Source organism: Proteiniphilum sp. UBA1028 (assembly GCF_002316955.1).
Classification (GTDB): domain Bacteria; phylum Bacteroidota; class Bacteroidia; order Bacteroidales; family Dysgonomonadaceae; genus Proteiniphilum.
On sequence record NZ_DCEN01000021.1, the window covers coordinates 15,585 to 32,013 of the forward strand.

Genomic DNA, 16,429 nt, shown 5'->3' on the forward strand with positions numbered 1-16,429 from the left:
CGGTCAGAGCATCTTGTAGATCTCGGCACCTGCCATCAGGAAAGCACCCAGGCCGAAGTCGTCGAAGTCGGGCTCCCGTTCGTAGGTGACCGGCTGGGCCTCTTTGGGCTCCTTGCCAGTGCCCTGTACGTATCCCAGAAAACCGTTCGGATGCAGGCTGTCTCTTACCAGTGCGTTCCATGCCCTGTAAATGACCGGTGCATATTCAGCCCTGTCCAGCAGCCCGTTGTTCACGCCATAAGCCATTCCGTAGATAAACATGGCGGTGCCGGTAAGCTCCTTCCCTCCGTAGTTGTTCGGGTCATGCAGGCTGACATTCCAAAATCTATTTTCGCATTGCTCCTTTTCCCTGACTTTCATATTCGATGAAAAGCAGAGAGAGAGAATCGAAAAAATTCCCCCTCTCCGTTTTTTAATGATTCGGATTTTTGTCTCGGATAAGTGAAACTCGGAGACAATCTGTCAATTTGATCAGTACCCTGTGTTCTGTTGATACAGGCCGGGTTTCACATTTATCTGATTCATGGGAATGGGATAGAGATAACGACCATCTTTCACATTTGCATCTTCAGATCCGGGAGGATTGCTATAGGTGTGAAACATGTTGATAATTGTCTGTTGCCATTCATTCCAGCGCACCAGGTCGAACCAGCGTATCCCTTCACCAAACAGTTCCAGGCGGCGTTCTTTCTTTATTAGATTCAAAGCCTCTGCGGCAGAAGCTGCACTCACCGGGTCGCAACCAGCTCTTTCTCTGATTCTATTCACAATTTCCACCGCACCGGTTGGATTGCCCTCTCCGGCCAGCAGTTCTGCATACATCAGCAATACATCTTCATATCGAAGAACAGGATAGTTCACTGGCCAGTCGCGATAATCTTTCATCCCCGACTCAATATTAGCCGATAAACCAAGTGTGGCTCTTTTCGGTTTTGTGTTCAGGTATTTATAGAACATGGCGTTGGTGGGAACCTGTTCAGGTGACCCCGGATACAACGGATCATACTGAGGGCTTCGGGCCGGCCAGTTCGGTTCAGCGGCATAGCCCAGCAGGATGCTGTGTCCCAGACCACGGGCATCTCTCTTGCCGTTGGAGTGAACTTTCAGATACTCATGGACAATCGATTTTTCTACCCATACATCTAGTCCATTATAAACCTGAAAACCGGTATAACTGGGCGGACATGTTGCACCTGTTTCAAAGATGGCCGGATTGCCTGTTCCGCCTGAGCGATACTGAATGGCAAATATCGAATATTTGTTGTTGTATTCAGACATCCACTGTTTCTGCCACTCTATACTGTCGGGAGCCCAAAATTTGTTGGCATTGGACTCGGAGTAATCGATCACCGCTTTCAATTCGGTTTTTGCCAGTGCCTTTGCCTGTTTATCATTCAGCGGGAATCCGGTCATGGTCATATAGATTCGTCCCAGCATAGCCTGCGCTGCAATTTTATCAGCCCGCCCACTCCCGGGCGTTTTTTTGCCGGTGGAGTTCAGTATGTTGATATCCAGGGGAAGCATCTCTTTGGCTTTGAGCATGTCGGGGACTATCATCTTTGCGTAGACCTCGCTCGCGGGTGACTGCCCAACGTTCAATACATCATTCGGAGACATGGGTTTATCAATGATCGGAATATTGCCAAAGAGACGCGCCAGCTCAAAATAGGCCCAACCGCGCAGAAAATATACCTCGCCGAGCAATTGTTTTTTGAACAGTTCATTGGTGCCGAAGTCACAAGCCTCGATTTTCTGCAACGCCACATTGGAGTCATAGATCACTTTGTACCAGTTGTTCCAGGTATAGTTGAAGTAATTCAAATCAGGCCCTGCGCGGAAATTGCTCACCTCAGAGGTCTCACGGTAGCCGTCAGGCAATCTGACCCAGATATTGTCGGAACGAAACTCAGACATGTACATAAACTCATCTCTGGAAACATCTCTCAGCAGCGCATAGATACCAATAACCCCCTGTTCCGATTGTTTCGGTGTCTGATAGAATCCATCAGAGGTGAGCCGGTCAACCGGTGGATTGGTTAAAAAATCATCACAGGAAACAAAAGACATCGCCAGTGTGACTGTTATTGCGATATAGTGTGTAAAAATTTTCTTCATGATTGTTTAAAAATTAATGTTGATACCAAATGTCACAATTCTTGAAAGCGGATAGGATCCGTAATCGAGACCGAGGGCCGACTGTCCACCAGGTACAGAGCTGCTTGCCGTGTTGGCTGCTTCTGGAGAATAGCCGTTGTAATAATTGTCCCATTTCCAGAGGTTCTCAACCGAACAGTATAGTCTTGCGAATGAGATATACTTTGGGTTGATGGGTAGCTTGTATCCCAACGTGAGGTTTTTGATTCTTAGATAATCTGATGACCATAACCAGCGTGAATCGACTGTACCACCCGTTGTTGAGCTGAGAATATAAGGTGTGCGACCATCACCCTGATCCTCTTCCGACCACCATGCATTGTTCCATACATCCATCATATTGCTGTTCGGGTTCATCCCGGGACGGTCTATTGCCCGACCCAGCACACCAAATATTTTTCCACCGGTTTGAGCAGTTAATAGAATCGACAAATCAAAATTCTTGTAGGAGAACTGATTTGTCATACCGTAGGTCATCTTGGGTATCGGACTTCCAAGTATTGCACGGTCATTTTCTTTGTCAAATACTCCATCCTGGTTGACATCCTTGTAGCGAAGGTCACCCGGAACAATTGTTTTACCTTCGAAAGTGACTTTCGATACTCCCCGTTCTGCTGCGTAATCATTGATCTCCTGCTGTGTCTTCCATACCCCAATCGCCTCATAGAGATAGAATGAGTTGGCCGGCTCACCCACTTTCAGTATGTTAGAGTGGTTGCTGCCATCAAATCCTGAATAGATCGGAGTGTCATCCACGCCAAGGGAAAGCACCTTGTTTTCGTTGTATGACATGTTGAACGAAGTGGTCCAGTTGAATTCACCCACCAGATTGGTTGTGTTCAACTCCACCTCAAGACCCTGGTTCTGGATGTCTCCAAGATTGTCCCATATGGTGGAAAAACCGGAGGCGCCCAGCGTCGGTACCATGTACAACAGGTCGGTCGTGTTCTTGGTGTACCAATCGACAGACATCTGAATTCTGTTGTTCAAAAGACCCAGGTCGATGGCAAGGTCGGTACTGTGGGTTTTTTCCCAACCCAGGTCCGGATTGCCCAGACTGTTTGCGTTGTAACCGGCCAGTCCTGCATAGTTGACTGCTGAGAGTGTGGGATAGGCTGCGGTATTGCTGATGGAATTGTTACCAGTAGCACCATAGCTTGCCCTTAGTTTCAGCAGATTGATCCAGCCCAGATTCAGCTCTTGGAAGAAGGTTTCTTTAGTCATGTTCCAACCAACAGAAATTGAAGGGAAAAGCCCCCATTTATTATTTGCCCCAAACACCGAACCTCCATCGTATCGGAGACTTCCCGACAATAGATACTTGCTGTCATAATCATACTGAGCCCTTCCAAAAACAGATACAAGTCTGTTTGAAGTGAACTGTGTGACGATATCGGTACCGACTGCAAGTTGTGAGCCGTCAAACGATCCGGTAATTGCGTCATTGGGGAAAGGTTTGTTGAATGTCTGGTTGGTTGAATAACCAATGTTACGTTCTTCTTTAGATGTTCCCGCCATCAATCCCAGTGAATGCAAACCGAATGTTTTGTTGTAGTTTGCTACAGCTTGTAAAAGAGTGTTCCAGGTGCGTTGTGTATTGTGACCTCCCGATGAGTTCACTCCTTCTCCCTGGCTCCAGGAGGATTGTGTCCTGGAGAAAGTATAGGTTTGTCCGTCCAGATCGTAGTAATCGGCAGCACCAGTTAGTTCAAACTTCAGCCCCTCAATAGGTGTAAAAGCAAGATAAGCATTTCCTGTCATCTGAAAAATGTCGTCATGACGGATATTTTCCATATATACAATAGGACTTGAAGCACTCCCCCCCCACAAATATTGTGTATTTGGTTCTACATTGGTCTTATATCCTACCGATGCTTCCGATACTGGAGGTGAGGAAAGAACATGATGTGCCCGTGTGTCCTTGCCGTTTGCCCGTCCTGCCCCATCACGGGTGATATAGGTCGGCGCGAGTGACATCCCCAGGGTGAGGTATTTGTTAAGTTTTGACTCAATGTTTGTACGGGCCGTATAACGCTTGTAATCGGTGCCCGATGCGATACCATTCTGGTCATATACACCACCCGAGAACAGGTAGGATGTGCTCTCATTTCCACCGGAGATATTGAGGGTGATATCCTGCACCGGTGCATTGGTGAAGAATTCATCCTGCCAGTTGAGCAAGCTTAACGCTTCGTTTGGATCAATACCCTGTACAGAGATGTTATGCCCTGCGGCAATCTGACTGTCCACATATTTAAACCATCTGGGATCCTGCACATAGGTGTAATGAGAGTTACCCCATGCTGTAGTCGACAAACCCATATTGTTCAGACGGGTATTGGTGTCATCGCCAATACTGGCATTGGTGATCCCTCTCTTTCGGGCTCCAACCAGGTAGCGTTCATCGATCGCTTTGATATTGAATGTTATCCACTCACGGCTGTCCATAATGTCAAGCTTCTTTTCGAGTGACTGTATACCGTAGGTCACATTGGCACTTACGGTCGCCTTTCCCTGTTTTCCCTTTTTGGTAGATACAATCACCACGCCGTTGGAACCTCGTGAACCATAAATAGCCGATGATGCAGCATCTTTCAGTACCTCGATTGTTGCAATATCGGCCGGATTGAGCCAGGTGAGACTATTCATTGGTACTCCGTCCACTACATACAACGGATCGGAATTGGCATTAACCGATGCTGCCCCACGCACACGGATCTGCAGGTCTGCTCCCGGTTCACCGGTAACGGTACGTACGGTTACACCTGCAAGCTGTCCCTGCAGTGCTGTCTCTGCACGAGCCAATGGCCTATTTTCAATGCCTTTGGAGTCCATGCTGGAGACAGCGGATGTAAGAGAACTCTTTTTTATAGAGCCATAGCCAATCACCACCAGTTCTTCCAGTGTTTCCGTATCCTCTTCCATCACCACGTTGATCGTCGTTCTTCCGTTCAGGGGAATAATCTGTGTGAGCATGCCCACATAGGAGACTTCTATAGTCGCGTTGGAGGGCACGTTCAGAAGCACGAAATGACCATCAAGATCGGTCACGGAGCCGGCTGATGATCCTTGTACCTGAATCGTCACGCCGATCAGTGATTCACCGGTACCATCCGTAACAGTACCCCTCACGCTGACATTCTGTGCTGACATACTCCTGGCAAATAGACACAGGAGTGTGAATAAAATAACTTTTTTTGAATTGATTTTTTTTCTTTTCATTTCTATTGTTTTGTTTAAGGAAAATATTGTTTAACAAAGTATCTAACATTAACATATTTATTCGTTTGGCGTGTGGGTGTTAACTATAGTTGAGAGGTGTATGTGAAAATGCGAAAGTATAGCAATAACTCCAATTGACCCTGTGAAAAATGACAGATTGACTGCAATATTTGATATTTAATAGGCAAATTTGTTATTTTGTCTCGATATCTTTCTGAATATTTTTCAGTCCTTTTACTTCTGCTTTCACGGTAATTTTTCCGGTAAATTGTTCAGATCGGAGAATAGCAATGGCAAAACCGCTGTGTAGTGGTATTTTGTTACCGGTGAACAGGTTATCGGTATAGTGGTCACCATTATCAACCGCCAGGAGTCTGGCGGCTCCCGAAACGTCAAATAGGACTTCTCCGGTTGTTGTTCGCACCTTACGCCCCTTGTTGTCGATAGCATAAATTTTCACATATTGCAGATCCATGCCATCGGCTTTCCAATCGGCCGTTTCAATCTCTATTTTTAGTGCGGTTGCCGGCCCAGTGGTTTCCAACTGATGGCGGGCGATCTCTTTCCCATTGCTTCGTGCAACTGCAGTGATTTTACCCTTTTGATAGGGGATATCCTGCCAATAAATCATGTTGCGGCGACTGGGATCACTTGTCTCGTTTTTCTGAATACCCAATGATTTCCCGTTCACCAACAATTCCACCTCTTCGGCATTGGTGTAAGTGAACAGATTTTGGAGTGAGCCTTCTTTGCGGTTCCAGTGAGAGGAGACAGGTATCTTCCCCACCACGATGTCATTCCATTCGAAACTCTCTCTTTCGCTGTCAATCACGGCGATATGAACCAGCGGTTCATCACTGAAAGCGCTCTTTATCAGATATGCTTCGGGGTAGGGTTGCAACGCATGGTCAAAAAATGAGAAATTCCATCCCTTTTTAGGCCATTCATTCGACTCTCCCCAATATTCAACTGCTCCCCAGTAAGCCAGTCCGACCATTTTATCATGGTCCATTCCATAGAAGGGACGAAGCAGATCATTGGTTGTAGCTTCGCTCTGATACACAATCAGGTTTGGGGCTTGTTTCAAGTATTGCCCATATGCTTGATACTGATAGTTGTAACTGGCTATATCTGTAACAAGTGACAATTCAGGAGGAGTGAAATTGGTGTGAAAGTCTGTATCATGCCGAGTAATCGCATTAGCTCGCGATGGAAACATCGCAACAGTCGTTTTGCGTGTGGGATCGTATCGTTTTGCCAGGAGATCCAGTATTTTATATGATGTTACACCCCAGTCGCCTGTTGGGAACCCTGCGAGGTCTTCCCGCATTTGCAGTTCGTTACCCAAGCTCCACATAATCACCGATGGATGATTCCGGTCGCGCTTGATCCACTCGGGAATCATCTTGTACCAGATTGTCGAAAACGGTTTGCTGCCCGGCCAATAATCCCTGTCACCCCATTTGTCACATAACTCGTCAACCACCAAGATACCATGCTTGTCGGCAAGTTGCAAAAATGACTCTGAGTATGGATTATGGGAGGTACGGATGTGGTTAAACCCAAAAGCTTTCAATTGCAGAAATAACCTTTCGATGGCCCGGTCATAAACGGCAGCTCCTAACGGACCTAAGTCGTGATGATTGGCAATACCTTTTAAGAAAACCTTTTCTCCATTCAGTTTCAATCCGAACTCAGGTGAAAATTCAATGGTCCGAATTCCGAATGTTTCGGTTACCCGGTCAATGGTTTTGCCATTGTAAACCAACAAGACTTCTGCTTCGTACAGATTGGGGGTGTCACACGACCACAATTGAGGCGAATCGACTGATATGGCAGGTAAAAGAATTTCAACCGTTTTCAGTTTATTCTTTTTGGGTGCAAAGGTTTTGACTTCGGCAACCTGCTCTCCATTAGGAGAAATTATTCTCGCTATGATTTCAATATCCAATGATTTGTTCGTGATTCCCTCCAGCTCTACCTGTACACTTATTTCCGCTTGTTGTTCCGATACGACCGGGGTTGTGATAAAAACACCATGCCGGGCCACGGAGATGGAGTCCTTCACCAATAAATAGACATCGCGATAAAGACCACCACCGGTATACCATCGTGAGTTCCCTTTTGTTGTTGCAAAAACTGCTACCAGGTTGTTTCCTTCAAAATCGATATGCGGTGTGATATCCACTTCACGTCCCAGATAACCGTATTCAATGTCAGCCATCTTCCTGCCGTTGAACCAGACCTCTCCGTTTAACATGATACCTTCAAAGTCCAGCAGAATTTTCTTTCCCTTCCATGCCTTGTTCGCCTTGAATGTTTTGCGATACCATCCTTCTCCCATCGCCTTAAATCCACGGCCTCCACCAGCCGATTGATCCCATGGTTGTTCAATTTGAAAATCATGGGGTATATCAAGATTGCGCCAATTGCTGTCGTCGTAAATTACCGAATGTGCATCTTCGATATTGCCTCTTTGGAACTTCCAGCCAAAATTTAGTGGCTCGGAAATGCGAACCGTTTCCCTGGTATTCTGTGCTGGCACTGGAAGAAAATAAGAAATTAACAGTAAAAATGACAACAAACCTGTCTGTTTCATATTGCTTAAATGAAAAATGTAGTGAGAGAGGCTAATGGAACGCTTCAGTTTTTGATTTATGAAAATTGGGTCAGATTTCCATGAGTTCATAGAAACATGTACAATCTATTCACCGTGGGTTACTTTTGTCGCTCCTTATTTTCCATTGAAATCGTGAATCTTCCGGAAAATGGCTCTCCGGTACCTGTTGTTAACAATGGAAACGATTCATCGGGTTTACGCCCCTTTTCCGGTTTGCTCAGGACACCAGACAAAAGAAAGATAGTCTCCGGTGTTGAGGCGTTATGTTCCATATAACCCGTATGAGAGACATGTACTTTACCCGGCAAGCCGCTTCTTTCAATCCATCGTATGGCCTTATTCCCGATCACATCCTCACTGCCGGCGGTACCTCCCCAGACTCCCAGAATGGGTGCTGATTGCTTGTTGGGATAAGCATCATACGGTCCCTTTCCAAGCCAGCGGAGTTGATCCAATCCGGCTGCCGTTTGCAAAGACATCCCTACAATCGGCAAATGAGGGGTTCCCACTTCAGGATCGATCTCATACCGTACTTCCAGGTCTCCCCCCGAATCAATGGTATAGTGATAAATCGTATTGAATTTGTTTTTTTGATCTATGGTATATTTAACTTTTGCCCGAATCGTAACACAGTACTCCTGTTCATCAACAGTCCATTCTGTTACTTCAGGTAGATAGCGGTTTAGGTCTGCCAGGTATCGCACAATTTTTGAACCAATAACACTCGCTTCGCCATGATCGAGGTTATGCCATATGACAGGTTTCAGACCTGTGATCAACAATTCGCCATTCAGTGTGCCGGATGTGAGATGTCCTGTCTTGGGATCAAATTGATATCGGACAGCATCTACTTCTACAATTACTGTCTCATGATTGTACAATGATATTTTTTTGTCATTTCTTTCCGGCGCCCTCGGTTGAATAAGAGATTTTAATTCTATTGCCTTGCGATTTATCTCTCGTCCATCAGAATCTGTAAAAATTAACCAGACGTAGTATGTTTTTTCGGGATGAATGGTTTTAAGAGATTCGGTTGGTAATTCGAAGGTTGATACAGTGTGCGGTGGCCCGCTTATTGACCCGTTGCCTGAAGCTAGTTCGTGCTCGTCTTCCCAAATGGTCCAAGTGATCAGAACAGAACTCAGGTCTGTGAAATCATAATCGTTTTGAATCGGGATGCGTAGTGAAAGCTGGCCGGGTACGAAATGAATTTCATTCACAACCGGATAGAGAGGCGCATATACTGCTTTTGTCTCCCAGTAATCACGGGTAGGGTTTCGGTATGAGTCGACGATACCATCCCAACCGGCATCATCAATTCGCAGGTACTCATCCTCCTTTACAATCTTGTCATATTTTCCTTTTGGCCTTTTCACCGGGGTCTTCAACCCTTGGTCGGCCCACATCCAGATTGCAGCTCCTGCTCCTGCAGGATGTTTTGTCAGGGATTTCCATCGGGCTTCTAATCCACCAAAGCCATCGACGCCGAATGAGTGGGTATATTCAGTTGAGATCACCGGTCGGTTGGCCTGTCCGGCCAGTTGATCATATTCATGCGGATGCCAGTAATGGGAAGAAAGTATATCAATCTCTTTTGGCAACCATCTTTCCGATCTCCACGGTATCAGCACGGGGCGTGAAGGATCCAACGATTTGACCAATTTGATGGAGGTCAGATGAAGCGATGTCAATGGATCCTCATTCCCAATTGACCAGTAGATAATTGAGGGGTTGTTGATGTCTCTGACAATTGTTTCATAGGATCGGACCAGTACCGCTCCTGAATAGGAAGGATCGTACATCAGATTACCGGCTCCTCCTAAAGAGACTTCGTTGCCCACATACATCCCCAACTCATCACACAGTTCGATAAATCCTTTTGCGGGAGTATAATGAGACGTACGTATATAATTGATGTTGGCTGCTTTCATCAGACTGATATCTTGCAACCAGTGTTCAGGTGTTGTTGCTCTTCCCACGTCGGGATGTTCATCATGTCGGTTTACCCCGCGGAGTTTAACAGCTTGTCCGTTGATTCGGAAGATGCCCCCATTGGTTGAGATCTGCCTGAAGCCTACTCTCTCTGTCCGTGTGTGAGCGATTGAATCTTTCTCCAGGAGATCTATGCGGAGGGTGTAGAGGTATGGAGTTTCAGCCGTCCAATGACGGGGTGATGCTATGCGCATAGTCGTTTCTATCTCACGGTCGGTCGCTGTATGAGCGGGTATGGTTATTTGACGCCTGGAGATTTCAATTCCTTCTTTCGAAGAGAGGGTGAAACGAAGATCATATGGCTGACCGGGGCTAGGGTAGTTTCCCGGAAGTGTCGTAGCATGCCTGTCACTAACCATTGTACGTATTCTCAAATCAGCATCCTCAAACTGTTCGTCGAAGAGGGTTTGCACCACAATCTGGTCGAGCCACCGTTCGCTTGGCATCGCTTCCAGTGTCACATCTCTGTAGATACCCCCCAGCGTCCAATCGTCAAAAACATCGAATTTGTACTCTCGGGACGTCTGACGAACACGCACTGCCAACCGATTTGTACCGTTTCCTTTCAATTTGCCTGTAACGTCGAAAGCAAAAGAAGTGTAACCACTGTCGTGACGTCCAAGATTCACTCCATTCAACCATACTTCAGCTGATGACCATACACCTCCGAAATGAAGCAAAACTCGTCGGTTTTCCCAACCTGTAGGTATAGTAAACTCATGAAGATAATAACCATCTCCGGCTTTATCCTCTTTGAAACCCCTGTATACTGGTTCTTCAAACCCGAGAATCGCCCAATTCGAGGGAACGGGAATGGGGGAGAACGAATTGCTGTCAAATTTCGGATTGTAAAATCCGGATAGACGCTCTTTTTCCTTATCCGTTGAGGCCAACGAAAACTTCCAGGTGCCGTTTAGATTGACTTTATCCTGAGGATAAACGGAAGCGGATGTGATGAATAGGCCAATCAGGAAAAATGAAAAATATTTCATTGTGGATAAAGTTTATGGAAGGTAAATGGTTGATAATTATTTGAATATAATTGATTCTCTGATGTTATTCGCTGATTCACGGCCTTGCATACATCCCGGTACTGTTTTTCTGTTTGGGCCTCATGAAATCGATTTCAGGCAGACTGCCGTCTGTATTGCGGGATGCAGTGAGTTGTGCCTCATCCAATGATATAAAATCCTGATCAGTGAGCTGCTGGTCACGGTCAAACCTGTTGTTGACCAAAACACAGGAGGATTCATGGATGCGGGTGAGATTGCTGCTTTTGCCCTTATAGCTCAGGTTGTTGAACATGAAATGATCCCGACCGGGTATAAAATTTAGTGTGGTTGCATTTGGTGTGGTTTTTCCGGCAGTTTCCATGTGAAAATTGTGATTGTTTCGATAGGCGCTGTTGTTTTCCCAAATAATCCCGGCTGCGTGATAATTGGCATCGAATCCCTTTGATTTGTTTCCAACTGCCAGGCAGTAGCGTACCATGTTTCGCGGAATGGGTACAGGCAGTTCATACACCCTCGGATCCCGTCCGTAACCACCCGATTTAAATCCATTGCCATCGCCACGGGAGTGGAAAGGATCCTTTTCTCCTTCAAAGGAGTAACCGTTGTAAAATGCCCAACAGTTTTCAATAATTGTCATTTCGCCGTTGTTGATACAGTCAAATCCATCGTCACTGTTATACCATGCGCGGCACCCCCTGAAAATGGTGGGCCCATCACCTGGTGTACTGTAATGGCTGCCAAAGCCATCCACATTTCCACCGTTTGCGCCACCTGCAGTATCGCAGACAGGATCGAAATTGCGGTAGGCGTCACAATTCAAAACTAGGTTGTTCCCCCCACTTCTGGAAAAAAATCCAATCCCCATGCCATCGTGCATCTGTAGTAACTCGTAGATGTTGTGACTGCCACTGTTTGAGAAACATTCTGATTGGGTATTCCTGCCGGTAATGGTTACCTGGACGCCAACCACCTCAATTCCTTTGAGATGGATCCAGTCTGCATTGATCCAGAATGCCGATACTCTTTTCCCCTCGGGTTTGACCAACGACAAATCAAAAGTCGGTTTTTCACCCGGATAGGAAAAGTAACAGATCCTCTGTTCTGAAGTGCCACTTTTATTGAGGCGGGTCACACAGGCATAACTATCTTCAAGTTCATAGGCTGCAATCTGGCCGGAGGGGATCCGGTAAATACCACCCCTGATATAAACGGTATCACCGGGTTCTACCGCTCTTTCTGCTCTTTGAATCGTTGCAAAGGGAGACTCATGAGTGCCATTGTTGTGGTCGCTTCCGTTTACCGACACATAATAATTTGTTGCATAAAGTGCAGGTGTTAAACTGTCGATCATGCAGATTGTCAGAAACATAAGGATTGTTGTACGGGTCATTTTCTTTGGTATTTATGAATATGATTGTTGTTTTCAATGAAAATAACTGCCTGGATCAGATGAAATGGGATGATTATTTGTGTGTGACCGATGACATTATTTTAAACCACAAAATTAAACAACCGGAGTTGTACGCTGATGTGATAAATGATAAATTAGCTGTGATAAATGATATTTTACAACCTGCCATTCTACATTTTTTTTTAATCATGCCCGGAATGATTGCTATGTTGAAAACCATCTTCGTGAAATATCAAATTGCACAGCATTTAAATCATTTTTCACAGGTGTGATAAATTTTAGCATTTTACTTTTGTCTATTCTCCTTGAACCCTTTGTTTAAATTTTGATCTCTACTCCAGCTATTTGCCGGTCATCCAACATCCTTAAAATTTTTGATGTGGAATTTAATATACCTTAACCAAATGAGAAGTTTTAGAAGTTTATAACCTTTAATTCTTTTTTATGCTACAATTGAAATTATTCGGGAAAGAAAGTATTTGTTCTGTTCAATATAAACTGATCACGCATATGAAACATGTAGAAGAAGGGCGTTCTTTATTATGGCTGATGACTTTATCAATCTTTTTTTCTTTTATTGCCCCCCAGCAGGCAGGCAGTCAACCTCTACAATATCAGTTGAACTGGCTGGGAGGAGTGACTCCTTCAATTGCCACAGGGGTGAGTTTTGGGGTCCCTTTCCCAAAAGGTACATTTCAAAAGAATCAGCAGTTTATCCTGAAGAATCAGGATGAGAAAACCCTCCCTTTGCAAAGCTGGTCCATGGCCTACTGGCCCGACGGCTCTTTGAAATGGGCCGGATTCAGTACAGTTGTAGACAACTGTTCGGAAAAGGGCTTTTTTCTGGAGCCTACCCAGATGCTATCGGAGAATCCAAGCCAGGCGACTGTTTCTTTGGAGGAATCAGATGATCTGATCCGGGTCAATACCGGAGCGCTTATCTGTCTCATCCCTACAAAGGGAGAAAAATTAATTCGGTCAATCACTGTCGGTGATAGGGAAGTTTCAACAGGAGGAGAACTGGTCTGTCTTCTGCAGGATGGTTTGGCAGAAGAGCACGGACCACAACCCGAGATTTTAAAATTTGTCGGGAGTGTCGACAAGGTAACTGTAGAACAATCAGGTCCGGTGCGTGCAGTGATTAAGGTGGAGGGGTCTCACAAATCGGTTCCAGGGAAGAGACGTTGGCTCCCATACGTGGTTCGTATCTATTTCTATGGTGGGATGCAAACCATCAAAATGGTGCATACCATCATTTATGACGGTAACCAGGAAAAGGATTTTATCCGGGGGTTGGGTGTGCGTTTTGATGTTCCATTGAACGATGAACTATACAACCGGCATGTCCGTTTTGCCGGAGAGAAAGGACGTTTATGGGATGAACCGATACAACCGATCACCGGACGTGTCCCTTTGTCGCGAAATGAGAATTTATACGAAAAACAACTTAGAGGAGAAGCTATTCCACCGCGCAACCATTTTGATTCCTTGCAACAGCACTTGTTGAAACATTGGGCATCATGGGGCGATTACAAACTCAACCAACTCAATGCCGACGGATTTACAGTAGAGAAAAGAACAACAGCTGCCAGTGCCTGGATAGAGGCGGGTGCCGGCAAACGTGCCGAAGGGTTGGCTTTTGTAGGTGATGCTTCGGGAGGATTGGCAATCTCTCTGCGAAATTTCTGGCAATCCTACCCCTCCTCTCTGGAGATTCGAAATGCCTGTAGCAAGTCCGCTCAGATGACTGCATGGATGTGGTCTCCTGATGCGCAACCCATGGACATGCGTCACTATGATACCATACCCTGGGGACATGATTTGCTTGCAAGCTATGAGGATGTACAACCGGGATTCAGCATAGCCACGGGAGTGGCAAGAACCAGTGAACTCCTGCTCTATGGCACCGGTCAAATCCCTGATCACAAAATATTTGAGGGTCTCACAGACCTGGCATCAGAACCGCCCTTGCTGGTAGCTACACCCGACTACCTGCATCAGGTATCCGCATTTGGAATCTGGAGCTTGCCCGACAGGAGTTCGACCGGGAAGAGATGGATTGAAGATCAACTGGATAAAGCTTTTGAATACTATCAAAAAGAGGTGGATCAGAGGAGATGGTATGGCTTCTGGAACTTTGGAGATGTGATGCATGCCTATGATCAGGAGCGTCACGTATGGCGATATGATATTGGTGGATATGCATGGGACAACACTGAACTGATGCCAAATCTATGGCTATGGTACAGTTTTTTGCGAAGTGGCCGTGCCGATATCTTCAGAATGGCTGAAGCAATGACCCGACATACCGGAGAAGTGGATGTCTATCATTTGGGTCGGTTTGCCGGATTGGGATCAAGACACAATGTGCGACACTGGGGTTGCGGATCAAAAGAGGTACGTATTGCCCAGGCTTTACTGGGACGTTTTTATTATTATCTGACGACTGATGAGCGGACCGGCGACCTGATGCGTTTCGTTGCCAATGCATCCAACAACGCAATAGGGGAGATTGACCCCCTTCGGTTGATACTTGAGAAAAGCGATTATCCTACTCACGCAAGGATGGGTCCTGACTGGCTTGCATTGGCCGGTAATTGGATGATTGAATGGGAAAGAACTGGAGATCCCGAATGGCGCGAAAGAATTAAGAAAGGAGTAAAAAGTTTTTCGAAGATGCCCTATGGTCTCTTCTCAGGCAGAGGAGCGGCAATGGGTTATAATCCGGAGACGTATCAACTGTATCAACTGACGCAGGAGGATATTGGCTATTCACATCTTTCGGTTTTGATGGGTGGACCTGAGATGGCATACGAATTGACCGATCTGCTTGATGACGCAGACTGGACCCGCTTGTGGATGCAGTTTACCCGTTTATATGGAGCCTCGAAAGAAGAGATTTTTCGAGAGTTTGGGGTTTCTGTGAAGTTGGGTGATCCGGGCCATTGGTATGCACGTCTGCCAGCCTATTACGCCCATAAAACAGGACAGAGGAAATGGGCTCGGCGTGCCTGGTATGATTTCCTCAACACCCACACACATTTTGAACCAAAACTCTTCGATAACATTGAAACCCTTGAACCGGTATATGAAGTTGAGGGTGTTTCAACGAATAACACTGCTCAATGGGGACTGAACGCCATTCAACTGCTGGAGATGATCGGAGACCAGTTGCCCGAGGAGCATGAACGCTTTCAAACAAAACAAGAATAACCATGCAGGAAAATAACTATCGAACACACCTGAATGCTGCAATGATTCTGATGGTTTTTACAATCCTCTTGAGTGGTTGTAACAACAAAAAACATATGGGTGATTATGAGGTTGAAGCTCTTATCTTTCAGGATCAATTCACTGGTGATTTGGATCATTGGATTACGGAAGTGGTCCCCGATTCAACGATTAGCATCGGAATCATTGATGAACAATTGGTGATCGACACCGATCGAGGTGTCACACTTTGGTTGAACCAGGAGCTTTCAGGTAACCTCCTTATCCGCTATAAACGGCGGGTTGTAATGGAAGGGGGACGAAATGACCGACTATCCGACATGAATCAGTTTTGGATGGCTGTTGATCCACAAAGTCCGACACTCTTTTCACGGGACGGCGCATTTAAGGAGTATGATTCCCTGTTGCTATATTATGCCGGAATCGGAGGAAACTACAACAAAACAACCCGGTTCCGGAAATATACCGGCGACGGCAACCGTCTCCTGATACATGACCTCACAGAGCAACCCTATCTACTCAAGCCCAATCATACCTACCAGATTGAAATTGTGGTAAAAGATGGGATCACCAAACTGTTTGTGGATGGCCGCGAGTTCTTTCACTTTGAAGATGAGAACCCTCTTACCAAAGGATATTTTGGTATCCGTGCCACCTGGTCACGGCAGATAGTAGATGATGTGGAAATATTCAAGTTGAAATAATTGACAGCATGACAGACCGGATCTTGACAACCTTCGATCTGATCTGCCTTGCCGGTTGCCGGTCAGAGCATCTTGTAGATCT

At 45.9% G+C, this 16,429-nt stretch carries 8 protein-coding genes and 1 pseudogene; 3 read left to right on the forward strand and 6 right to left on the reverse strand.

What is annotated here, in order from left to right:
• Positions 1-3: 3 nt before the first annotated feature.
• From B3Z75_RS02600 to B3Z75_RS02625, 6 genes and pseudogenes are all read right to left on the reverse strand, one after another.
• Positions 4-345, reverse strand: a pseudogene (locus tag B3Z75_RS02600) (glycoside hydrolase family 88 protein); the annotation flags it as partial.
• A 126-nt stretch (positions 346-471) separates the two neighbouring features.
• Complete coding sequence (locus tag B3Z75_RS02605; RefSeq protein WP_294067408.1) at positions 472-2,115, reverse strand: RagB/SusD family nutrient uptake outer membrane protein; 1,644 nt, start codon at positions 2,113-2,115, stop codon at positions 472-474.
• A gap of 6 nt (positions 2,116-2,121) precedes the next feature.
• Entirely contained in the window at positions 2,122-5,376 is a 3,255-nt protein-coding gene (locus B3Z75_RS02610) for a SusC/RagA family TonB-linked outer membrane protein (RefSeq protein WP_294067410.1), read from the reverse strand.
• 193 nt (positions 5,377-5,569) lie between these two features.
• Positions 5,570-7,975: a glycoside hydrolase family 2 TIM barrel-domain containing protein gene (locus tag B3Z75_RS02615; protein ID WP_294067412.1), complete on the reverse strand. Its 2,406-nt coding sequence runs from the start codon at positions 7,973-7,975 to the stop codon at positions 5,570-5,572.
• Positions 7,976-8,094: 119 nt separating this feature from the next.
• The gene (locus tag B3Z75_RS02620; RefSeq protein WP_294067414.1) at positions 8,095-10,980 is read right to left on the reverse strand and encodes a glycoside hydrolase family 2 TIM barrel-domain containing protein; all 2,886 of its coding nucleotides are present in this window, start codon (positions 10,978-10,980) and stop codon (positions 8,095-8,097) included.
• Positions 10,981-11,056: 76 nt separating this feature from the next.
• A complete protein-coding gene (locus B3Z75_RS02625) occupies positions 11,057-12,391 on the reverse strand; it encodes a right-handed parallel beta-helix repeat-containing protein (protein ID WP_294067417.1) in 1,335 nt (444 codons plus the stop codon).
• A gap of 14 nt (positions 12,392-12,405) precedes the next feature.
• On the opposite strand from B3Z75_RS02625, the gene B3Z75_RS02630 reads away from it, so the two are divergent.
• The 3 genes from B3Z75_RS02630 (at position 12,406) to B3Z75_RS02640 (ending at position 16,347) form a co-directional block, all read left to right on the forward strand.
• A complete protein-coding gene (locus B3Z75_RS02630) occupies positions 12,406-12,684 on the forward strand; it encodes a hypothetical protein (protein WP_294067424.1) in 279 nt (92 codons plus the stop codon).
• Between the two features lie 238 nt (positions 12,685-12,922).
• Positions 12,923-15,625 (forward strand): hypothetical protein, encoded by a 2,703-nt coding sequence (locus tag B3Z75_RS02635; protein ID WP_294067461.1) that lies wholly within the window; start codon positions 12,923-12,925, stop codon positions 15,623-15,625.
• 2 nt (positions 15,626-15,627) lie between these two features.
• Positions 15,628-16,347 carry a DUF6250 domain-containing protein gene (locus B3Z75_RS02640; RefSeq protein ID WP_294067464.1) on the forward strand — a complete coding sequence of 240 codons (720 nt, stop codon included), beginning with the start codon at positions 15,628-15,630 and terminating at the stop codon, positions 16,345-16,347.
• Positions 16,348-16,429: the final 82 nt, after the last annotated feature.

Bases quoted from the DNA above. Each gene is read 5' to 3' on its own strand.
- B3Z75_RS02605 (WP_294067408.1), bottom strand. From the start codon at position 2,115: ATGAAGAAAATTTTTACACACTATATCGCAATAACAGTCACACTGGCG.
- B3Z75_RS02610 (WP_294067410.1), bottom strand. From the start codon at position 5,376: ATGAAAAGAAAAAAAATCAATTCAAAAAAAGTTATTTTATTCACACTC.
- B3Z75_RS02615 (WP_294067412.1), bottom strand. From the start codon at position 7,975: ATGAAACAGACAGGTTTGTTGTCATTTTTACTGTTAATTTCTTATTTT.
- B3Z75_RS02620 (WP_294067414.1), bottom strand. From the start codon at position 10,980: ATGAAATATTTTTCATTTTTCCTGATTGGCCTATTCATCACATCCGCT.
- B3Z75_RS02625 (WP_294067417.1), bottom strand. From the start codon at position 12,391: ATGACCCGTACAACAATCCTTATGTTTCTGACAATCTGCATGATCGAC.
- B3Z75_RS02630 (WP_294067424.1), top strand. From the start codon at position 12,406: ATGAATATGATTGTTGTTTTCAATGAAAATAACTGCCTGGATCAGATG.
- B3Z75_RS02635 (WP_294067461.1), top strand. From the start codon at position 12,923: ATGAAACATGTAGAAGAAGGGCGTTCTTTATTATGGCTGATGACTTTA.
- B3Z75_RS02640 (WP_294067464.1), top strand. From the start codon at position 15,628: ATGCAGGAAAATAACTATCGAACACACCTGAATGCTGCAATGATTCTG.